Annotated in this window: 19 protein-coding genes and 1 pseudogene; 12 read left to right on the top strand and 8 right to left on the bottom strand. The window is 48.5% G+C overall.

Features of this window, described 5'->3' with window-relative positions; genetic code table 11:
* Nucleotides 1–66 precede the first annotated feature (66 nt).
* On the bottom strand, nt 67–2,472 hold the full coding sequence (locus C1710_RS02495; RefSeq protein WP_102279684.1) for a Xaa-Pro dipeptidyl-peptidase: 2,406 nt from the start codon (nt 2,470–2,472) through the stop codon (nt 67–69).
* 106 nt (nt 2,473–2,578) lie between these two features.
* Complete coding sequence (locus C1710_RS02490; protein WP_102279682.1) at nt 2,579–3,970, bottom strand: APC family permease; 1,392 nt, start codon at nt 3,968–3,970, stop codon at nt 2,579–2,581.
* 104 nt (nt 3,971–4,074) lie between these two features.
* Between C1710_RS02490 and C1710_RS02485 the strand changes: the two genes are divergently transcribed.
* From C1710_RS02485 to C1710_RS02460, 6 genes are all read left to right on the top strand, one after another.
* A complete protein-coding gene (locus tag C1710_RS02485; RefSeq protein ID WP_102279680.1) occupies nt 4,075–4,491 on the top strand; it encodes a bis(5'-nucleosyl)-tetraphosphatase in 417 nt (138 codons plus the stop codon).
* A gap of 1 nt (nt 4,492) precedes the next feature.
* Nucleotides 4,493–5,068 (top strand): guanylate kinase, encoded by a 576-nt coding sequence (locus C1710_RS02480; protein ID WP_102279678.1) that lies wholly within the window; start codon nt 4,493–4,495, stop codon nt 5,066–5,068.
* Between the two features lie 69 nt (nt 5,069–5,137).
* On the top strand, nt 5,138–5,545 hold the full coding sequence (locus C1710_RS02475; protein WP_102279676.1) for a hypothetical protein: 408 nt from the start codon (nt 5,138–5,140) through the stop codon (nt 5,543–5,545).
* A 16-nt stretch (nt 5,546–5,561) separates the two neighbouring features.
* Nucleotides 5,562–6,383, top strand: a complete 822-nt coding sequence (locus tag C1710_RS02470; protein ID WP_102279673.1) for a DUF6681 family protein — start codon at nt 5,562–5,564, stop codon at nt 6,381–6,383.
* Nucleotides 6,384–6,478: 95 nt separating this feature from the next.
* Nucleotides 6,479–7,033, top strand: coding sequence for a TetR/AcrR family transcriptional regulator (locus C1710_RS02465; RefSeq protein ID WP_235857955.1), 555 nt, complete (start codon nt 6,479–6,481; stop codon nt 7,031–7,033).
* A gap of 79 nt (nt 7,034–7,112) precedes the next feature.
* On the top strand, nt 7,113–8,117 hold the full coding sequence (locus C1710_RS02460; protein ID WP_102279668.1) for a D-2-hydroxyacid dehydrogenase: 1,005 nt from the start codon (nt 7,113–7,115) through the stop codon (nt 8,115–8,117).
* A gap of 66 nt (nt 8,118–8,183) precedes the next feature.
* Here the strand turns inward: C1710_RS02460 and C1710_RS08310 are convergent.
* A pseudogene (locus tag C1710_RS08310) lies at nt 8,184–9,251 on the bottom strand (IS3 family transposase).
* Nucleotides 9,176–9,700 (bottom strand): helix-turn-helix domain-containing protein, encoded by a 525-nt coding sequence (locus tag C1710_RS08305; RefSeq protein WP_102278970.1) that lies wholly within the window; start codon nt 9,698–9,700, stop codon nt 9,176–9,178. Before C1710_RS08305 ends, C1710_RS08310 begins: the two are co-directional and overlap by 76 nt.
* A gap of 357 nt (nt 9,701–10,057) precedes the next feature.
* On the opposite strand from C1710_RS08305, the gene C1710_RS02440 reads away from it, so the two are divergent.
* The gene (locus tag C1710_RS02440) at nt 10,058–11,383 is read left to right on the top strand and encodes an ISL3 family transposase (RefSeq protein ID WP_102279662.1); all 1,326 of its coding nucleotides are present in this window, start codon (nt 10,058–10,060) and stop codon (nt 11,381–11,383) included.
* A gap of 68 nt (nt 11,384–11,451) precedes the next feature.
* On the opposite strand, the gene hflX is transcribed toward C1710_RS02440, so the two are convergent.
* Together hflX and C1710_RS02430 are read right to left on the bottom strand one after the other, a co-directional pair.
* Nucleotides 11,452–12,729 carry a GTPase HflX gene (hflX, locus tag C1710_RS02435; RefSeq protein ID WP_102279660.1) on the bottom strand — a complete coding sequence of 426 codons (1,278 nt, stop codon included), beginning with the start codon at nt 12,727–12,729 and terminating at the stop codon, nt 11,452–11,454.
* A 19-nt stretch (nt 12,730–12,748) separates the two neighbouring features.
* The gene (locus C1710_RS02430; protein ID WP_102279658.1) at nt 12,749–13,414 is read right to left on the bottom strand and encodes a histidine phosphatase family protein; all 666 of its coding nucleotides are present in this window, start codon (nt 13,412–13,414) and stop codon (nt 12,749–12,751) included.
* A 187-nt stretch (nt 13,415–13,601) separates the two neighbouring features.
* Between C1710_RS02430 and helD the strand changes: the two genes are divergently transcribed.
* The 3 genes from helD (at nt 13,602) to coaA (ending at nt 19,107) form a co-directional block, all read left to right on the top strand.
* On the top strand, nt 13,602–15,896 hold the full coding sequence (helD, locus tag C1710_RS02425) for an RNA polymerase recycling motor HelD (RefSeq protein WP_328587339.1): 2,295 nt from the start codon (nt 13,602–13,604) through the stop codon (nt 15,894–15,896).
* A 121-nt stretch (nt 15,897–16,017) separates the two neighbouring features.
* The gene (locus tag C1710_RS02420; protein ID WP_102279656.1) at nt 16,018–18,108 is read left to right on the top strand and encodes an LTA synthase family protein; all 2,091 of its coding nucleotides are present in this window, start codon (nt 16,018–16,020) and stop codon (nt 18,106–18,108) included.
* Nucleotides 18,109–18,186: 78 nt separating this feature from the next.
* Nucleotides 18,187–19,107, top strand: coding sequence for a type I pantothenate kinase (gene coaA / locus C1710_RS02415; protein ID WP_102279653.1), 921 nt, complete (start codon nt 18,187–18,189; stop codon nt 19,105–19,107).
* A gap of 202 nt (nt 19,108–19,309) precedes the next feature.
* On the opposite strand, the gene C1710_RS02410 is transcribed toward coaA, so the two are convergent.
* Nucleotides 19,310–19,723 carry a LysR substrate-binding domain-containing protein gene (locus C1710_RS02410; protein WP_180961278.1) on the bottom strand — a complete coding sequence of 138 codons (414 nt, stop codon included), beginning with the start codon at nt 19,721–19,723 and terminating at the stop codon, nt 19,310–19,312.
* Nucleotides 19,724–19,746: 23 nt separating this feature from the next.
* The gene (locus C1710_RS08510) at nt 19,747–19,953 is read right to left on the bottom strand and encodes a LysR family transcriptional regulator (protein ID WP_102279649.1); all 207 of its coding nucleotides are present in this window, start codon (nt 19,951–19,953) and stop codon (nt 19,747–19,749) included.
* 193 nt (nt 19,954–20,146) lie between these two features.
* On the opposite strand from C1710_RS08510, the gene C1710_RS02400 reads away from it, so the two are divergent.
* Together C1710_RS02400 and C1710_RS02395 are read left to right on the top strand one after the other, a co-directional pair.
* Nucleotides 20,147–21,496 (top strand): M20/M25/M40 family metallo-hydrolase, encoded by a 1,350-nt coding sequence (locus tag C1710_RS02400; protein ID WP_102279646.1) that lies wholly within the window; start codon nt 20,147–20,149, stop codon nt 21,494–21,496.
* A gap of 5 nt (nt 21,497–21,501) precedes the next feature.
* The gene (locus tag C1710_RS02395) at nt 21,502–22,320 is read left to right on the top strand and encodes an MFS transporter (protein ID WP_235857954.1); all 819 of its coding nucleotides are present in this window, start codon (nt 21,502–21,504) and stop codon (nt 22,318–22,320) included.
* Nucleotides 22,321–22,360 lie beyond the last annotated feature (40 nt).

Genomic DNA, 22,360 nt, shown 5'->3' with positions numbered 1-22,360 from the left:
CCCTCCGTTAACTTGTTTTAGTGATATTGATATTCTAACGCGTTTCTCATTCTTCTCCAAGAAAAATTATAGGGCACTCATGTCCGGGATGACCAGTGAACTGCGACCGAGGTCGACCTGGTATGTCAGGTCCTCGTTTCCCCGCAGGGTCATCCCAAAGTCAGTACTGAAGATTACCAAGCCAAGCTGGTGGCCGGCTAACAGGTGGTGGAAGACTGGCTGCAAGAGCAAGCGGACGTTTTCAAAGCGGTTGGGCCGGAGGCGGTTAACGTTTCCGGCTCCCTTGATATTTTGCAGGTTAATGTGTCCGTATGAAATGACCTTAAATGGTGTCGGCTGTTTAGCCAGCTTGAATTCCCGCAAATCGTCATATTTCCAGTGGTAGCCGAGCGGGAGACCACCCTTGTTAATTAACTGCGGACTAGTGGTTAGGCGACGGTCTTGACCAAAGTCAACCAGCTGAGCAGAAATCATTCCGTGGTCACGATCGACAGCCACCCGTAAGTTGACCTGCGGTGTTCCTCGCAAAAGCCACTCGTTACTTGCCGGCTCGCTCAGCAGGCGGAGACTGAAGTCGTTGTCGTCCGCCAGCATTGCATGCTGCCAGCGGGTTGGTTGTTGGCACCACTGCTTAAACGTCTTCTCGTCCTGGCGGTCATTGAAAGTGGCGAGGCTGCTTTGGCCAATGTTACTGGTTGACAGGATTTTGCTGCTGAGGTAGTAGGTCCGTTTATTCCCCGTGCTCCAGTTACGGTGAGCGTGCCAGGTCTCTGGCTGGGCGTTATCCTGGACTAACACGTGGGGGATGGCCAAGTCGGCATTATTATCAAGCCCCCAGAGCTTATTAGCAAACCAGAGGTTGATCATCTCGGAAAAATCCAGTGACTGGAAGGCATTGATGTAAATGTGCTGACCCTGGTGTAGGATCAGGTGGCTAGCAACCGGCAGTCCCTGGACTGCATCAAATAAGCGTTTAACATTGACTGGTTTAACGTTCCAGTCATTGAGACCGTGAACCATCATCACGTCAGCCCGGATGTTGTCAAAGTGACGCCGGTAGTTGCGGGCTATCCAAAACTGGTTATAGTTCCCGGTTTGCCGATCCTGAGCGACGGTCATCTTTTCCAGGTAGTCACGGTTGGTTTCTTCAATTCGCCGGTAGTCCGCCGGGTTCTTGGTGCGGCTAAATGTTTCCGCTGCCAGGACATCGGCGTCTTCCCCCTGGAAGCCGCCGGGAGCCATGACGAGTCCACCCTCGCGGTAGTAGTCGTACCAGCTAGAGATGGCCGCTTCACTGACGATGGCCTTGAGGCCGGCAACGCCAGTGGTAGCGACAGCAGTTGCCAGGGTGCCTAAGTAGGAGCGGCCCGTCATCGCGACATTACCATTACACCACCAGGCGTGAATTTCGATGCCGCTGGTCCGGTCAGTGAAGGCTTTTCGGTCACCATGGAGCCATTCAACGACCGCCTTCATCGAGTCGGTTTGTTCTGGTGAGCCACACGTTTGCAGCCCGTCTGAATCTTTAGTACCGATGCCGGCAGCGTAAACGATGGCGTAGCCGCGGACGGCCAGGTAGTCGTTGAGGGTGTAAGTACTAGTTTCACTAAAAGTTTGCGTCGCCTTCGTGGCGTGGCCGTTTACCTGCTGGTGATAACGGGGCGCAGAGAAGGTCGCTTCTGCTGGTGACTTGACACGGCCAGTCTTCTTAGCAACTAGTGGCTGGTTGACGTCGTGGGTGATCTTCTCTCCCCATTGATCGTTTGTCCCCTGGTTGTACGGACTGGCAGTAAAGACAGCGGGAACCTTTAAGCCGTCATTGGTGTCGGCTGGGCGGATGATTTCGGCTTTGACCAGGTCGGCGTAACCGTCGGCATCGGTATCGAGGTCAGTTTCGATGTAAACAACCTCGCGAATTAACTTCGCCGGATCAAAACAGGCCACTGACTTGCCGTTGAACCACAGCGGCTTGTCCTGGGCCGGCAGGTCGTAGGTCCAGGCAAACAGTCCCTGGCTGGTCAGGTAGTCAAGGTAATTTTGACCGTTCTTGTTCCTGGTCACCATTAACCGGTACCAGGAATCGATGACGTCCTCACTCGTCCATTGCTGGTAAAACTTGTGCGGCAGGTGAATCTTCGTCACAGCTCTCAGGGGATCATCCAGCTGAAAGTCAAGTGCGGGTTCGAATTGCAAAAGCTGGAGCGCCACTAGGTAAAAGACCTCGTCGGTTAGCTCTTGTCCGGAATCCAGCCAAGCGGCCAGGTCTTCATCGGGGGTGGCTAACAGCTGGTGGAAGTTATAAGTGATGGTGGCTGGGTCGTGACCGTTAGTCATCGTGGTGGTCAGTAGCTTCCTAAAGAGGTCGACTGGCGCAAGCTTGGTGTCCCCATCATCGAGGAGGTGAAGAGATACTAGTTCGGCGACCTCTTGCTTGAATTTGACGTCAACAATACTGAATTGGTTGTCAATCATGGTATGAAACCGTTCCTTTCGTCTGACTTAGTGAATAACTTTATTTTACCATTAAACAAAAAAGACCCCGTCACGAGTTAGTGACAGGGAAATTATGACAGTGATGTTAGTCACGGTCTTGGTTTAACTTGCTGTGGCGGTAGCCGTAAAGGGCATAGATCAAGAGTCCCAGGCCAAACCAAATACCGGCACCGAGATAGGTTTCTTTCGACAGGAGGGTCATCATCCACAGGCAGGCAAGACCAGAAATAATCGGTAAGACGGGATAGAGGGGAACTTTGAACCCACCCTTGTTACCAATGTCATGACGTTTACGCAGTGGAATAATCCCGAAGGAAACAAAGGTAAAGGCCAGCAGCGTCCCGATGTTAACCAGGTTGGTGAGTTGATCCAGTGACACCAGACCACCAAGGATCGCAATGATGAGGCCGACAACCCAGATGGCGTGTTGCGGAAGACCTTGCTTATCCAACTTGCTGAGCTGTGATGGCAACAGACCGTCACGGCCGACGGAGTAAACTAGTCGGGAACTGGAGTAGGTCATTGTGACCATCATGGTGAACATCCCGACCAGCGCCCCAATGGATAAGAGGCCAGCCATCCAGTCCTGGTGGACAACCTGGAGGGCAAAGGAGACGGGGTTGGCAACATCTAACTTAGTGTAAGGGACCATCCCGGTTAAGACGACGGAAACGCCCATGTAAAGAATGGTGGCGATGATTAAGGTGCCAATGATCCCGAGCGGCATATTTCGTGACGGGTTCTTAACCTCGGCGGCCGAACTAGAAACGGCATCGAACCCGAGGTAAGCGAAGAAGACAACCGTCGCGCCGCGGAAGACCCCGTGAAGGTGGTAGGGTAAAAACGGGTGATAATTCGTTGGCTTGATAAAGAAGATACCGATGCCTAAGAAGAGGAGAATAATGGCGATCTTTAAGACGACGGCGATGTTGTTAATCCGCATGGAAGTCTGCATCCCGTGAGAAAGCAACGCCACGACGACCAGGACGATCAGGACCGCCACCAAGTTAATGTACGTACCATGCGCCGGGTCAAAGGGACCAGAAATTGCTTTGGGGATGGTAATCCCGAACCCTTGCAGGAGTGACTGAAAATAGGCTGCCCAGCCAGTCGAAACAGAAGCAACGGCCAGCATGTATTCAAGAATTAGCGCCCAGCCAAGGATCCAGCCAAAAATTTCGCCAAAGACGACGTTACCATAGGAGTAGGCACTTCCGGCGACCGGCAGGGCCGAGGAAAATTCGGCGTAGCACATGGCCGAGAGGGCACAGACGATGGCTGACAGGAGAAAAGAGAGCGTGACCCCCGGGCCGGCGGTTTTGGCCGCAACAGTCCCGGGCAAGATAAAAATCCCCGTCCCAATAACTGCACCAACGCCCATTGCAACGAGGTCGAAGGCTGTCAGGGACTTGACAAATTTCTTGTCCGCACCAAGATAACGGTCGAGGCTCTCTTTTCGAAAAATATTTCCACTCATTTAGTCAACCACCTTTGTTATACTATATTGGTTAACGTCCATCATATGGGGCAAACGATTAGAAGTCAATGAGAAAAATTAAAAAATAGGGAGGAACCTTCTTCATGGCAACAGAAATTACTAGCGGAGCGGTTGTTTACCGTTATAATCAGCAGCATCAACTAGAGTACTTATTACTTGAAAGCCAAAACAAGGGCCACTTTTGGGGATTTCCTAAGGGCCACGTTGAGGACGGTGAAGATCTGGTCCAAACTGCTCAGCGGGAAATTCGGGAAGAGACTAGTCTGAACCTGCCGATTGACACTAGCTTTGCCGTCAAAACCGGCTACGACTTGCCAAATGGTAATTACAAGGAAATGACCCTTTACCTGGCAGAAGTGACCGCTGAACACCAACTTCAACTGCAGGCTGAAGAAATCAAGAATGCTGGCTGGTTCACTTATGAGGCGGCGCGTCAGCGGCTCACTTACGATAATTTAAAGCAGTTGCTCGACCAGGCTAACGAGTACTTAACGAAATAAGATGGGACAAGAAAGAGTTTATGTTATCACTGGCCCCGCGGGAGCGGGCAAGACGACGGTGGCTAATTACCTGTGCCGCCACTTCGGTTTGCACCGGGTGGTGACCCACACGACGAGACCACCACGGCCCGGTGAGCGTGACGGAGTGGACTACTACTTTGAAACGCCGACGAGCATGGCTAAGCTGACCTTGCTAGAACAGGTAACCTATGACCATCACCAGTACGGTTCGTCCATGGAGGGGCTCGTTGCCGGTTGGCAAACTGGACATAATAACGTGATCGTCCTCGACACTATCGGGGCGGTTACCTATAAACAAAAGTTGGGCGACCAGGCAGTGGTGATTTACTTAACGGTCTCGGTACTGGATGCTTTGGCAAAGCGCATTCAGGCACGTGGTGACCGTCGTCATGCGATCAAGTCACGGCTCAGGAGTCAGGAAAACCAGCGAGATATTAGTTTGCCTGACAAGTTGCGCCAAACTGCCTACGTGGTAGTTAACGATTACTGGCCAAAGACGGAGCGCCGTCTGAACCGGTTGCTGACCGCTTTTGGCGAATCACAGACGAACTTATAACTTACTTAACTTGTCGTGGGAACAATTTGCGGTATGATTAGTAAACAGTGAAAAGGAGTGTGTCTAAATATGGCATCAAAAACGCCGCCGTTCGTGACGCCGTTTGCTCTCGTGTCCATTGTTCTGGCACTCGGCGCAACTAACGTCGTGGTCAACAAGACCACCCATACCAACGAAGGAGCACGGGTTTCTACCGTCTCCCGCCGTGATTCGTCAACGACTAGCTCTGAAGTCCATAGTAGCAGTTCGTCAGAAAACAACGACGATAACAGCGAGTCTTCGAGTTCAAGTCAACGTGACAACCAGCAAGCAAACGACGACCAAGAAACGAACGATACGCAGGAAAGTACAACTAACAAGAAGCAAACTACTAATAATAACAATAACAACAATACGACTAACGGGAACCAAACCAACAATAATACTAATAATAACCAGACAAATGCTGGCAACACTCAGGGAACTGTACAGCAATAAAAGGGGGGGCTGACAATTGTTTAGTTTCTTGGACTTAATTAACCAATCGCTGAGTTACTTTAACATCAATACCCGCTTGAAGAACCGGGTATATACCTTGGTAGCCCTGCTGGGGGATGGTTATCTCATCTACGTGACTGCTCGTCTTTTGGCTAATCACGTTTGGCTACGGGGATTGCTTTACTGTTTAGCCGTGATCTTTGTTACTTACTTTGCCTACCTTAACATTATCTTTTTCTTCTTAGGGCGCACCTCGAAGTTTGACTTTTTGTCACCGTACATTCGGCCACTGGTGGTTGACGATGACGGTCAGCCGACTCGCCGCCAAGCTGGACAACCACGTCCGGCAGCGTCCAACGGAATTTATCACAACACGGAGACAATTCCGGCTCACTTTGAAGCCGACCCGTTGGAACAACGGAACCTAAACAAGGTTGTCCGTCGGCTATTGGATGCGGAGTTGGTAACGGCAAACTTCAACGGCATGTCCGGAAAAGAAGTAATTGCCCAGTACGAAAAAACAGGGCAGCCTGTTCACGCCATCGATGATAACCAGGTGCCGCCTTACTTTGAATTGATCCATGACCAGGGAAAACACCGGATGGAAATCAGCATCGGGGTGAACCAGATGGAACGGCTGGCCGTGGGTCACATTACCCAGGTGGGATTAACTGATATCCACACGGCTCATGATAAGTACAAGCTGTACCTCGCTAACGTCACGATTGTCGGCGGTCCTTACAAAATTCCGGGACGAAATGGTTCCACGATCATGATGAATGGTGACTACCGGTTGGCAGTGCAAGTTGCTTACCGGGACCGTCAAGAGAATAACTGACAAAGTACCTCCAGCTGCCGGAAAATCCGGCGGCTGGTTTTTGTGTGGTGTAACTAATATAATGGTATTAATCAGACATGACAGGGGGAATGCAAGTGGCAAGGGTGAACCGCACCGTGCGGGACTTTGAAAACGGGCTGATCTCACTACTGGAAAAAGTACCATTTGACCGGATCACAGTAGACCAGATTTGCCAGGAAGCGATGCTACACCGGAGCAGTTTTTACCGTTATTTTCACGATAAGTATGACTTGCTGGCCCAAACTATTGATGGACAGCTGAATAAGCTGATTAGTAACCAGCAGACGACTGACGGTATCGTGGACGCGATATTAAATTATGTTGACCATCACCAAGAATTGTTCCACCACCTGGTGGCCACGAAGGATCGGCCGGGCATTCATGCAGAAATTTTGCAAATTATCAGCGACCTGATCCTCCATCGCAGTCAGCGTGATAATAATGACCTGGTCCTGCAGGCCGTTTCCCAATCTGACCAGCCAGAGTTAATGTCTTACATGATCGGTGGGTCAATTAATGGCGCCTTTATGTGGTGGCAGAAACATAATTATGACGTGTCACGAGAGGAAGTTGCTAAGTTCTGTAAACAGCAGATTCATAATATCTCGAATAGTGGCCGGTTAGTTTAGCTGATTTCGTGCTTGTCATGATTAATTTGGGTACAATGTTGGTAGTGTGAGTTATGAAAAGATAAAGGAGCGTACGCCAATGAAGATTATTATGTATAACGTTCGTCAAGATACGGAAGGACGTTTTGTTCGTGAATGGGCAAAAGAAACGGGCAATGAAGTCAAGGTTGTTCATGAACCGTTAAGCGCCGACAACGTTAACCTAATGAAGGGCTGCGACGGCCTCGATATTCTGCAGACGATGCCCATTGGTGACGAAGCAGTTTACAAACAGATTGCCGACATGGGAATTAGGCAGATTACTTGTCGGATGGTCGGGATCAACATGATTGACCTGGCTGCCTGCAAGAAATACAACCTCAAGGTAACCCACGTGCCGGTTTACTCGCCACGGGCAATTGCCGAAATGGGGGTCGCACACGCAATGTACCTCCTGCGTCGGATTGGCGAATACCGTTACGAAATGGACCATAACGCCGACTTTAGCTGGCCTGCTAACCTGATGAGCAACGAAATCTTCAACCTGACTGTTGGTTTGATCGGGCTGGGAAACATTGGGTCGGCAACCGCCCAGATTTACAAGGCCTTGGGTGCAAAGGTGATTGCCTTCGACCCGTCGTATAACCCGGCAGATGAACCATTTGTGACCTACGTTGACAGTGCCGATGAAGTGATTAAGAACGCCGACATTTTGAGTCTTCACGTTCCGCTGCTGCCAAGTACTAAGGGAATGATTGGCGCAGAACAATTGAAGATGATGAAAAACTCGGCTTACCTGATTAACATGTCGCGGGGTGGCTTGGTTGATACTGAGGCCTTGATTCAGGCACTGAAGAACCACGAAATCGCCGGTGCCGGCCTGGATACTCTGGCTGACGAAACGACCTACTTTGGTAAGAAGGTTACGCCAGCGGATGTTCCAGCAGACTACAAGGAACTGGCAGCAATGCCTAACGTCACCATTACACCGCACTCGGCCTTTTTTACCGAAACCGCGGTTCGCAACATGGTGCGGATTGGTTTGAATGACGTAGTCACCATCGTTAACGGCGGCCGCAGCCGTAACGAGGTCTTTCTCGGTTAAAAAAAGAGAACAAATAATCTAAAAACACCACCTGTGAAGTGAACCCTGTAAGTTGGACACTTTAATTTAGGCAACTTTTTCTAAGGCAAGATTTCGATATTCAATCGGAGTCTTGCCTTTTAATATGTGCTTGATTCGATTCCGATTATAGTATTCTATCCACTCCTCCNTGTGAAGTGAACCCTGTAAGTTGGACACTTTAATTTAGGCAACTTTTTCTAAGGCAAGATTTCGATATTCAATCGGAGTCTTGCCTTTTAATATGTGCTTGATTCGATTCCGATTATAGTATTCTATCCACTCCTCCATGGCTTTAATCAATTCCTGCTTGGTTTGATAATGATGTCCATAATACATTTCAACCTTCATCGTGTGAAAGAAACTTTCCATTGGCGCATTGTCTAAACAGGTCGCCCGGCGTGACATGCTTTGAAAAATATGGTTTTTCTTTAGTGTTTGACGCCAGGCATTCGTTTGATATTGGATTCCTTGGTCACTATGGACGGTCATGCGGTAGTTAAGCTTAGGTCGCTTATTAATTAGCTCGATTAGCGGTTTCATCACGAAATCAGTAGTAGGGTGGTCGCCAATATTGTAACTAACAATTTCACCAGAACATAAATCTTTAATCGGTGAAAGGTAAACTCGCTCATCCTGGCTCATATTGTCATAGCGGTATTCGCTCACATCAGTCGCCATTTTTTGATATGGACGCTCAGTTTTAAAACGGCGATGAAGACGATTCTTGGCTTTCTTACCTTGAGGACCAATCGACGAATCATATTTCCGAGTTTGACGATTATACATCTGTGACGATAAACCATTCTCACGCATTAGACGGCTAACTCTTTTATGATTAACCTTAATTCCACGACGATGTAGCTCATCTGTGACAGGTCGATATCCGTAGCCAGGATTCTGTTGCTTGATATCTTTAATGAGTCGAAGCAGTTCTTTATCATCTGCGGCTTCGTGGCGATGGGCTTGATAATAGAATGTACTTCGCTTAATGGTGGTGTATGATAGAATCTCCGTTAAGCTAAATCCGAATTCTTGCCTTAGTTCTTGGATGATTTGGTATTCTTCTTTGACTGTCCGCGGTGTTGAACTAAGGCGTCGAGTTTTTTTAAGTATTCGTTCTCTACTTTCAAAGCCCGATTCTCTGCTTTCAACTGTTCTAACTCTGATAGTTGTTTACTAGCTTGGTGATTATTATTAGTAGTCATGTGCTTTGCCCGTCCTCTTCTGGTAAACAAATCCTCAGTTCCATGCTCCTTAAGTTTCTTTTGCCAGTTAGCGATTGTCCCTGGATTACTAATATCAAATTGAAGTGCTGTTCGTCGGTACGAGGCTTTGTGTTGTTTTTTCCAGTTTAAGACTTTCAGCTTAAAATCACCATCATAATCATACTTTGACGAACGAATTTCTAGGCCTTGAACACCATATTTTCGATAGCGAGCTATCCATACTAACACGTTACCTTTACTTCTTATACCCAATCGTCGGGCGATAGTCGTTGAACCCATTCCCGATAAATACATTTGAACTGCTTTCAGTTTAATTTCTAAACTAAACTTAGTCATAGTAAAACCCCCATAGTTGGAATTCCTTGTCCAACTATGGGGGTTCACTTCACCTGTCATTTTGTTAGCAGGTGGTGTTTTTTTCAGGTTCTACACTATTCGGTACTGATGGAATTTTCCATCGGTACCGTTTTTCGTTTATGATGACAATAAAAAAAACGGACAATCACCCCAAAGCCTAAATCGTGGTGATTGTCCTCCAGAAAGGAAATTAATCCTCATGACTAATGATATCAACTTTTTAACCGGAATCCAAGACCCAGGGCTTCAGCTGGATAAAGANACAATAAAAAAAACGGACAATCACCCCAAAGCCTAAATCGTGGTGATTGTCCTCCAGAAAGGAAATTAATCCTCATGACTAATGATATCAACTTTTTAACCGGAATCCAAGACCCAGGGCTTCAGCTGGATAAAGAAGGGGCTGAGACTATTGATGACCAAACCAAAATCATTCATTTGGTCAAGACTGGTGAATGTCGTTGTCCTGTTTGTGGACGCCCGATGTTGAAGAATGGTTTTCGTCATCGCCCAGTAGTCATTACCGCCCTGTCGGTCGCTGGTGTAAAGACCATTCTCATGATTAAAAAACAGCAGTATATCTGTAAGCCGTCCACTAAATGTCCGCAAACCGTGACGAAAATCGCCACGATTAAAGGCATTAGCCGCGGCTGTCGGATTGCTAATAACGTGAAGCAATTCATTATCAAAGACCTTCACCGTAATATTTCACAGAAAGAGTTAGCCCATAACTATTACGTGTCTGCTAGTACCGTTGCCAGAACCATCGATACGCTAGAAAACACCTTTGTTCCTGAGAAAGATTGGCTGCCGGCAACGATTGCTTTTGATGACTTCAAGTCAGGCCAATTCGCTGATAGTGGGATGAGCATGCTCTTAATGAATCCGACTAATCATCGCACCATCGATATTATTAAATCCCGGAACTCGCGTTTTTTAAAGCAATACTTTTATCGTCACTTTACCCGGCGGGCCCGATGTGCTGTCCGTTTGATTGTCGTCGACCTTTATCAACCTTACCGGAGCTTAATCAAGGAACTCTTTCCTCATGCCCGAATTATTGCCGATCATTTTCATATCGTTGCCCAGGCGTATCGGGCACTTCAAGCGGTGCGGATTAAAGTAATGAATCGTTATGGTCATGGCACCCACGAGTATCGCGTTTTAAAGCGTTTCTGGAAGTTACTTTTACAAAAAATCGCTCATTTAGATAATATTCACCACTATCCACGGCGCAACTTTCGTGGCGCCTGGTTGTCTGATAGTGAGGTCATTGATCGGCTTTTGTCCATGTCACCCGAATTGCAAATAGCTTATGACTACTACCAAACTTTGATAGAGGCAGTGGATCAAGGTCAAGCAGCAGAGTTAACGGCACTCTTACAACGCAAACTCACTAATCTGCCTAAACAATTACAAAAAGTCCAGCGGACTTTACGGCAACACCAGGAAGAAATCATCAGGAGCTTTCAATACCAGTTAACTAATGGTCCCATTGAGGGTACTAATAACAAAATCAAAGTAATCAAACGGACGGCTTATGGTTTTCGCAACTTTTTCCGGTTCCGGATTCGCATACTAATAGCATTAAAAAATTCGCACATCATGGTTCAGGCACCCATAATCACAAGAAAAACCAGCCCAAGCAAACTAGTTGCTTGAACTGGTCAAAATTAGCTATCAGTACCGATTGACAAAGAGCCTGTTTTCAGTTAACGGGAAGTGGGTCATTAATCCACGACATATTGTTGGTAACGTTGGAAGTCCTCTCGTGGCAGCTCTAATTGCAACTCGGTCCCGTCACTAACGTACTTAGTAGACAAGATGTTGGCGTGCTCGTTGAGGTAGGAGACCACCTGACCCGCGTTAAAAGGAACCAGCATAGTCGCTGTTACGTAGTCTTTGAAGAGGTGCTTTTCAATCGTCTTCATTAACAGCTCTATTGATGAGTCATCAAAGGATGAGATGACCAGGCGGTCATCACCTTCCATCGTCGGGTAATCAAAGTCGGTTTTATCCGCCTTGTTAAAGACGTAGAGCAACGGTTTATCCTTGATTCCAATTTGGGCCAGTGTCCTCTCAGTTGTTTTCATCATTTCCTGGTAGTGGGGGTCGGAGTAGTCGATGACTTCCACCAGCAAGTCGGCGTTTGCTACTTCTGCTAGTGTCGACTTAAATGCTTCAACCAGATGAGTCGGCAGCTTGCTAACAAACCCGACGGTATCACTAAGCAGACAACGCTTATTTCCGGGGAAATTAAGTTGGCGCACACTGGTGTCCAGGGTGGCAAAGAGCATGTTTTTGGTGAAGACCTGTTTGTGCTCTGCTAGCCCGTACTGGGAAACAAGCCGGTTCATGATAGTGGACTTACCAGCGTTGGTGTAGCCAACTAGGGCGGCGGTTGGGATCCCCGTCTTGTCACGCTGCTTGCGCTTGGTCTGTTCCCCCTTGGCAATTTCGTTTAATTCGTGCCGCAGGTGGGCGATTTGTTTGGTAATTACTCGCCGGTCCATTTCCAGCTTGGTTTCACCGGCACCACGGTTAGCCAGGCCGCCACCACCACTTTGCTGGTCGAGGACCACGTTATCAGCAGTTTGAAGGCGTGGTAACTGGTACTGGAGCTTAGCGATCTGGACCTGGATCTTTGCTTCCCGTGACTGAGCCCGGTTAGCAAAAATTTCAATGATTAATGCGGTCCGGTCGATGACACGGGTGTTTGTCTGGGAGGCAAGGTTGCTGAGCTGGCTAGGTGATAATTCGTCATTGGCAACGACCACTTGAACATCTTCGGCTGCCGCGACTTGCCTCAGCTCGTCGACCTTGCCACTACCGAAGTACGTAGCCGAATTTGGCCGGTCAAGTGACTGATCTAGTCGTTTGGCAACGGTCATGTTGTTGGCTTCGACGAGTTCGGCGAGCTCACGCATTGAGTATTCATAGTTTTCTTGGCCGGTGTTTAAACCGATAATAATCACCGGTATCTGCTGTGGCTGTTCACTATTATCCATTTAAAGAAGTTTGTCCCCCTTAATCATCTGCTGGTAGGCTATGACGGTTATAAAACTTAACGGTTGGTTGACTATTATTGATTTCCATTAACTGGATTGTACCGTTTTCCGGAGCGTGACCCGGATCATAGAGCCCCGGGGCCGCAAATTCTTCCATGAGGGAACGGATCACTAACCCGTGACTAACGAGTAGAACGGTACTGCCATCAGGCAATTCACTGAGCTGCTTGATCCCCATGTTAATCCGGTGGAGGAAATCGTGGTTGTTTTCCGCGATGTGGTGCGGGTCCTGGGCCGCCATCAGGTCACGGACCTTGCTCATCGGCATGGTCTTGGCAAATTCGCCAAAGGAAGCAAACGGTTTGCCGGTAATGATTTCGGCAGCGTGGCCCCCGTCTTCGCCTTCCAGGTAGCCCATCGATTGTTCACGAAAGAGCGTACTAATTCGTAAAACTGGGCGTTGGCCTGTCGTTAATTGGTCCAGCACTAATTCGGCAGTCCGCTTAGCTCGGGACAAGTCACTAGAGTAAGCATAGTCAAAGTGGATGTCAGCCAGGGCTTTCCCTGCCGCGGTAGCATCATCCATCCCGGCAACGGTAAGTGGTGCATCACACCAGCCCTGCATCCGGTTGTATAGGTTAAGAATGGTTTGCCCGTGACGGACGATATAAACTTTAATGCTCATTACTCTGCTTTCCTCCTATTAATACCACCAGTTTATCATAAAATCGACTTTTCATATGCCTATAACCATTCTTTCGTTAAGACCGGCAGTTACCAACGAGCCTGCAGGAAGGCAAAGGATTCTCTCTCCAGTAGCCTTTATGCTATAATGTTTAATCAACCTTTTGTGAAGTAGGGAGGAAACGCTAGTGGCTGACAAGGTGTTGAGTGAGGAACAACGTCACCTGCAAATGGTGATAGACAAGATTGAACAAGCAATGGCCAAGATGGAAGATAAGGCCAACAAGGCGAAGGGCGAGGCTCATCAGCTCGACCAGGGCTTTGACAATATCCACATTAACACAACGACTTATTCCGGAATGATGGATACAGCCGTTTCCGTGCGCGCTCAGCAGCAAATGCTGGACGAACGACAGAATTCGTGGCAGCACGCTGCCCAGCAACTGTCGACCCTTAAGCGCCTGCATGCCAAACCATATTTTGCGCGAATTGATTTTCAGGAACAGGGAGCCAAGTGTCCTGAAACCATCTACATTGGACTATCATCATTTAACGACCGCCCCGATAACTTTTTGGTTTATGACTGGCGGGCACCAATTTCGTCAATTTATTACGATGGCGGTTTGGGTAAAGTATCGTACCAAACACCTGACGGCCCCCAGGAAGTGGAGGTTTCGCTTAAACGGCAGTTCCAGATTGCCGACGGGGTGATTGTCACCCTTTACGATACGGATGAAGCGGTCACTGACCAGATGTTGCTGTCGGCATTGAGCAACCACTCCGGGACGAAGATGAAGTCCATCGTCAGCACCATCCAGCAGACGCAAAACCAAATTATCCGGGATACTAAGTCTGACCTGCTCTTTGTCCAGGGGGCAGCTGGTTCTGGGAAAACGGCAGTGGTCCTTCAGCGGGTCGCATGGTTGCTTTACCGTTACCGGGGAAAACTAACCAGCTCACAAGTCATCATGTTCTCCCCTAACCAGCTGTTTAACGACTACGTGGATTCCGTTTTGCCTGAACTTGGCGAACATAACATGGTCCAAATGACCTACTTTCAGTTCGTTAACCGACGGGTACCACGCTACCAGGTGGCAACCCTCCAGCAGCGCTTTGAGGCGACACAGGATGAAACGGCCCGGAAGATTAACGACTTATTGACGAGCCGCCGCTACTTTGATGTTGTGACCCGCTATGCTAAGAGCCTGGGCCACGCGCACCTCCACTTCCGTAATATCATGTTCCACCACAAACCATTTGTGACTAAGGAACGCTTGGGCGAGCTCTATTACTCATTTAACAATAACTACAACCTGGGGAACCGTCTGGACGGGACCAAGGAAGAGTTGATTAAGTACCTCAACCGGCGGGTTGGCAGTGAGATGCGTAGCAAGTGGGTCGAATCACGATTGCAGTCGCTGAGTCCGGAAGACATCAATGACCTCTTCCGCAACCGTCCGCGGGAGTTTGAAAATGAAGATGAAGAACGGCGCTTTTTTGCCCGGCAAATTGTGATGAAGGAGTTGCAGCCGGTCAAACGGATCATCGACCACAACAACTGGATCAACATCAACGCCCAGTACGTCCACCTGCTCCGCCACACACCACAGCTGGTGGACTTGGCTAAGCTGGGAATTAGCCAGCAGGACTGGCAAGACTTTGTTGATCAAACTGTTACTAGGATGCGGGAACGCCGGCTGTCCGCAGCGGGAGTCAGCATTTATATCTACCTGTACGACCTGCTGACTGGCCGGTTGGGTGACCGCCGGATGCGCTACGTCTTTATCGATGAAGTACAAGATTACGATGCTTTCCAGCTGGCTTACCTGAAGTATTCTTTCCCCGAAGCAAGGTTTACCATGCTGGGGGACTTGAACCAGGCCATTTTTACCGATAATAACAGCCACAGTCTCTTGAGTCAGCTGGGGACCATGTTTGAACGCGATAAGACCCGGGTCCTCCAGCTAACGAAAACTTACCGGTCGACTAAGCAGATTACTGATTTTACCCGTCACTTGCTGAAAGACGGGGAAGCAATCGAGCCGTTTGATCGGCAGGGCAAATTGCCCCGGTTAGTCGTCAGGACGGATGAACAGTCAGCTGTTGAGGCAGTAGTCAGCACCTTGAAGGCCTACCAGCAAGAACACGACACCACTGCGATCATTGGTAAAACGCTGGCAGATAGTCAACGGATTGCCGACCTGTTAAAACAGCGGGGGGTTAAGACGACCCTCATCAAGGGCGAAAACCAGCGGCTGGTAGCTGGGACGATCGTTGTGCCGTCATACCTAGCCAAGGGGCTTGAGTTTGATGCCACCATTGTCTGGAACGCCAACGATCATCAGTACGGCAGTGATGACCAGCGACGGCTCTTGTACACAATTTGTTCGCGGGCAATGCACGAGTTAACGCTGGTATCAATCGGCCAGCCAACACCGTTAATCGACAAGGTCCCACAAGACGAGTACACTGTTGACGATTAATGAATAGGCTCACTAAAGTTGAAGAATTAGTGAACATTAGTCAAAATCAGTCTTAATTTTATTGAAGATTGCGGACTTTATTGTATGATTATGGGGTTGATTCTTTTTTGGAGGAAAAGCTATGAAATCAGCGTTGAAAAAACTGCGGGCTAGCCTCAATACTAAGCTCGGTTTTTTCCTGCTCACGGTTCTCTTGTTTGCCATCAAGAGCTACTGGGCATACACAACAAAGTTTAATTTGGGGGTCAAGGGTAGCGTTCAGCACTTCTTGTTGGCCTTTAATACTATCCCCGGAGCGTTGATCTTTATTGGGATTGCGCTTTACTTTCGGGGACGGTTGTCATACTGGCTGATGAGCGTCATCAACTTCCTGCTCTCAACCTGGCTGTTTGCTAACATTTTGTATTACCGTGAATTTTCGGACTTTATTACCTTTAACCTAATTAAGGGGTCCGGCGCCACCTCGAACAACTTGGGAAAGAGCCTGTTAGGGATCATTAAGCCGACGGACTTCCTGGTGTACGCAGACGTGGTCATTTTGATTATTGTGTTGCTGTGCCACTGGATTCGGGTGGACATGCGCTACTTCAAGACCCGCTACGCCTTAACGATCACTGCGCTCGGTTTTGTCCTCTTCGGGGTGAACCTGGGGATGGCTGAGAGTAACCGGCCGCAATTGCTGACACGGACCTTTGATAATAACTACATTGTCAAGTACCTGGGCCTGCAGGCGTACACCATCTATGACGGGATTAAGACCCAGCACAACGACGCAATCAAGTCGCGGGCCGACTCAAACGACCTCAAGCCGGTGCTGAAGTTCCTGCACAGCAACTATGCGGCCCCGAATGTGCAATATTACGGGACGGCAAAGGGTAAGAACGTCTTTATCATTCACCTGGAAAGTTTCCAGCAGTTCCTGATCGATTATAAGGTTAACGGGCAGGAGGTCACGCCGACGCTGAACAAGCTGTATCACAGTGACAACACCCTGGCGTTTGATAACTTCTTTCACCAAGTTGCCCAAGGGAAGACTTCTGATGCCGAAATGATGCTGGAAAATTCTCTCTTCGGCTTGCCGGAGGGGTCGGCGATGGTTAGTGATGGGGGAACCAACACTTTCCAGTCAATGCCAGCGCTGCTGGACCAGCGGGGATATACGACGGCTTCCTTCCACGGTGACGTCCCAAGTTTCTGGAACCGGGATAATGCTTACAAGTCGTTTGGCTACCAGTACTTCTTCAGTAAGGAATTCTTCCCGAAGACGCCAAACTATGATGCCGGTTACGGTATCAAGGATAAGATCTTCATGAAGGATTCGGCCTACTACTTGGAACAACTGCCGCAACCGTTCTACGCCAAGATGATTACGGTCACGAACCACTACCCGTACATCCTGGACAAGAAGAATAAGTCGATTGATCCGTTAACAACGGGTGATAAGACGGTTGACCCGTACGTTCAAACGGCTCACTACCTCGACCAGTCAATTCAGGAATTCCTGAACTACCTGGACGCTAGCGGGTTACGGAAGAATAGTGTCCTGATTCTTTACGGGGATCACTACGGGATTTCTAATAACCACCCGACCGCAATTAACAAGATCTTGAAGGTTAAGAAGGCTGATAACTACCAACTGGCAATGTTCCAGAAGGTACCGTTCATGATTAACATGGAAGGCCTCAAGGGTGGGATTGACCACACTTATGGCGGTGAAATTGACGTTTTGCCGACACTGGAAGATCTGCTGGGGATTAGCTCGAAGAACTACATTCAGTTTGGTCAAGACCTGTTGTCACCAGAGCGCAACCAGATTGTTTCCTTCCGAAATGGCGACTTTGTTACTCCGGAGTACACGAAATACAATGGTGATGTTTACTACACCAAGACGGGGAAGCAGATTAAGCACCAGACAGCAAAGCAAAAGAAAGAAATTGACAAGATCCAGCGTTACGTAACGACCGAACTTGGTCTCTCCGATAAGGTCATGAACGGTGACCTGTTACGCTTCTACAACCTGAAGGGCTTCAAGAAGGTTAACAAGAAGGAATACACTTACAACTTGAAGAAGTCACTCAAGCAGCTGAAGAAGGCACAGAAAAAGAAGAAGACCAGTGTGAAGGCCGAAAATAATAACCAGAGTACCTTTGATGAATACTCGACGGACGCACCGGAATTAAAGGAAAACCCGAAACTGGAGTTTCCCAAGTAGACTTGTTGATGGATAATTAAGTAAAGGGGTGTGGCAGTCACTGTCGCGCCCTTTTCTTCAGATGAAAGGGTGGGCGTGTTGAATAAAGACAGTAATTACGACCATTTTGATCGGCAGACCTGGCACAGTTTTTTCCCCAGCGATTCCGTTTCGCTGACCCAGGAAAACCTGGACGAAATCAAGTCGCTCAACGACCAAATTTCCATTAAGGACGTTAATGATGTGTACTTGCCGCTGATCAAGCTGATCCAGTTGAAATATCAGAACTACCTGCAATGGCAACTACAAAAGCGGACCTTCATCCAGCAGCCAACTGCCCGGGTGCCATATATTATTGGAATCGCCGGGTCGGTGGCCGTCGGCAAAAGTACGACGGCCCGGCTGCTCCAAATCCTCTTACACCGACTGATGCCAGACCAACGGGTAGCATTAGTCACGACTGACGGGTTCCTTTATCCCAACGCCGAGTTAAAAAAGCGGGGGCTGATGGAACGGAAAGGTTTTCCTGAATCTTACGATATGGAGGGTCTTCTCAACTTTTTAAACGCGGTCAAGGGTGGTCAAGAGCAGATTAAGGTGCCAATTTATTCGCACCAGACTTACGATGTTGACCCGCGCAACTACCAACTGCTGGAGCGGCCCAATATTTTGATCGTCGAAGGGATCAACACCCTTCAGCTGCCGAGCAACCAGCAACTCTACATCAGTGACTTTTTTGACCTGTCATTGTACGTGGATGCGGCAGCTAAGCTTGCTGAGCAGTGGTACTTGGAGCGGTTTGGGATGCTACTAGAGACAGCCTTTACCGACCCGACTAACTATTACTACCCGCTCTCGCACGAAGACCGCGAGCACGCCTTTGCGGTCGCACGGAAGGTGTGGCAAGATATTAACCTGCCCAACCTAACACAGTACATCCTGCCAACGCGTAACCGGGCGGAGATTATTCTTCATAAGACGAACCACCACTATATTGACCAGGTTTATCTTCGCAAGTGATGGGTCTGCAGTTAACAATGATTAAAAGGAGCTAAGTGAGACCGATGGGTTTCACTTAACTCCTTTTTTGGTATCCAGTTGGAGCTGGTAACAGTAGTTAGTCAACAGGTTATGAACGGTTTGCTGCATTTTGTCCGGGGCCCCGGCGGATAGGAAAGGTAGATGCGGCGGTGAAACCCATATTTGCCGATGCGGAGCAGGGTCAGGCGGTCTTGGTGATCAGTGGTGACCACGACAGGCGGGGAACGAGACAAGCACCATAACCCGCCTCTGCTAAATGAAGCAGGAGACTGCGGTTGCCAGAACGTAAAAGATAATGGGGATGGACGTCCTGGGTGGCTAAGTAATGATCAACGAGGTTGACAAAGGGCGATTCGTCTAAGCGGAGGAGCGGAATATTACTGAGGTCGTGTTGGGCAATCGCAGTGCGTCGAGTAGTTCCTTTCTTTACCGCCAGGCAAACTTCCTCCTCTAGCAACAGGTCATTGGCCTGGTTAGTAACTGGCGCGGGTATCAGCTGAAAATCGAAGTGCTGGGCGCCATTTTTAAACTGCTTTGCAGAATTCTGAGCCTGACCCGGGTACTTTTTTCTTGAGTAATTTGACCAATGGAACAAGCAGGGGAGTGGTTTACTGCATTTTAATGGTGATTTGTTGATCGTCTGTTGGACGAATCTTTTGGATATTTTTTAGCCGCAGTCAGTTGCTCTAAAATTTGCTCAACTGCTGAGTGAAAAAAGCTGCCCTGGTCGGTCAAAGCAAGTTTGCGTCCTTGCCGGGTGAAGAGCTTGACCCCGAGTTCGTTCTCTAAGTCATGGAGGCTCCGTGAAATAGCTGGCTGGGACACGTGTAATTACCGTGCACTAGCGGAGATATTGAGGCTTCGACTCACAGCAGCAAAGTACTGAAGTTGTGTTAAGTTCACCTTTACAACCCCTTTCATAAGTGTTGGTTATGGACCATACCGAAAATGGTATTGGCAATTGGGATGAAATTAGAATACTCTAATGATAATCTAATTAATTATAAGGAGTGAGCAAATGACCGTAAATGATTATCTCCAACAAAACCAGCAAAGATTTATTAACTACCTTGCTGAGCTGATTAGTACACGTTCGCTGAGTGAAACTGGTGAGGGAATTGACGAGACCATCGAGTACCTGACTACTCTGCTGCAAGATTTACTGCAAGCTGAGGTTCAAGTTATTGCCACAGAGGGGCATCCGGTTATTTTAGCCACCCTTTCACCGGGAAAGGCACAAAGTTACTTATTTTATGGTCACTATGATGTTCAGTCGGTTGGCAACACGGCGGCGTGGAATACTGCGCCGTTTTCGCTGACTGAAGCAGCCGGGCGTTTTTATGGTCGCGGTTGTGGTGATAATAAGGGACAGTTGTTAGCTCAAATCCTGGGAATTTACACCTACCGTCAACTTTATGGTGAACTGCCATTTACCCTTCACCTCTTTATTGAAGGTGAGGAAGAAATCGGTAGTCCCCATTTAAAGCCGACAGTCCACGCCCTTCGCCAACAAGTTTTAGCGGATGTTGATGACGTGTTTGTGATGGACGGCTCATTTAGCCAATCTGGCAAGCATGTTCTCCGGTTAGGAAACCGGGGTGTTCTGGCTTTTCGCTTAAGTACTCGCGTTGCCGATCATGATCTCCATTCGGGAAACTTTGGTAATGTCAACCGTGACGCGGCGACGGAGCTGGTGGCGCTGTTGAACCGGCTAGTTGATCCGACTAGTTACCGGGTTAAGATTCCCGGCTTTTACGACCAGGTTCAAAACCCTAGTCCCGCTGAAGAACGATGGTTATCTCAGTTGCCAGCACCACAAAATGTTCCGTCACCATTATTTAGTAGCCAACAGGATTATTACCAACGGTTGATGTTTACGCCGACGTTGACCATTAATGGTTTAAGCAGTGGGTACGAAGGTAAGCAAAGTAAAACGATTATTCCGCACCAGGCGACGGCGGTGGTAGATTGTCGGCTCGTCGCTGGGCAAAATTGTCAGAGGGTGAAGGAGCAGATCAAAACCGTTTTAGCAGACGAGTTGAAGAATGGCCGGGCACAAATTGAATTTCTGGCAGAACTCAACCCGACGAAGATGGACTCCAGTCTGCCGTTGATTGACAGGGTCCGGCAAGCAATCAAGCGGGGAACTGGTGACTGCCTGGTGGAACCGGTGATGCCCGGCAGTGTACCAAATTATATCTGGGTCGATGAGCTGCACGTTCCGGTCTTTACGATCCCGCTAGCTAATTATGACCAGCATAATCACGCACCCAACGAAAACCTGACCAAGACGGCATTTTGGGAGGGCATTAGCTTAATTGCCCACCTGTGTGATGAATTAGGAAAAGCAACCAAAGAAAGAGGGTAATTATCATGGAAGAAGTTAATCCAACTACCAGTAAACCAAAATCATATCGTTCGCTAGCACTTGTCTTTACTGGCTTTATTATCTGTTTTATTGACCGTTCTGCTATGAATATTGCCCTCGCGTATGTGGGTAAAACATTCACCCTTACTCCGGCGCAACTAGGGGTTGTTGGTTCAGCCTTCTTCTTCAGTTATTCACTGATGCAAATCCCTGGTGGGTGGCTAGTCGACCGCTTTGGTACTAAGTGGATGACGGTAGTTTCTTTGGTTGCTTGGTCGTTCTTTACGATTATGACTGGCTTTGCCTGGTCACTGACCTCGCTGATCGTCATCCGGGTCCTCTTCGGGATCGGTGAAGGTTCTTACCCTTCAGCGGCGATGAAGCAGGTACGGTTAGCCTTTCCAAAAGACAAACGGGGTCAGGCATCCAGTGTGGCAATCTCTTCGAACTACATTGGTAACGCCATTGCACCATTTGTGGTGGCACCATTAATCGCAGCATTATCCTGGCGGGGTGCCTTCCACTTTGTCGGTTTCTTGGGCCTCGTTTACGTCCTTGTTTATTTCCTGCTTGAAAGGCCACTTGGTCAAGAGGTGACAGACTATGAAACTGGTTCTCGCCAGGAAAAGGGGAAGTTTGACTGGCGCGTGCCGAGAACATCGCGGCGGCAACACTTCCAGGCTATACCTTGCCGAATGATATTGCGGCGTCGACGCGTTACTATGATCGCGATATCATCAAACCAACGGTCGAACTGGATGGTACCTATGTGGATACCCCGCATCAGCCGGGGATGGGTTTTGAAATTGACTGGGACAACATGAAACGATTTACCGTTGCAACCACCACGGTTAAATAAAACAA

This window comes from [Lactobacillus] timonensis (genome assembly GCF_900240275.1).
GTDB lineage: Bacteria > Bacillota > Bacilli > Lactobacillales > Lactobacillaceae > Limosilactobacillus > Limosilactobacillus timonensis.
This window is presented reverse-complemented; position numbering and strand designations above follow the sequence as displayed.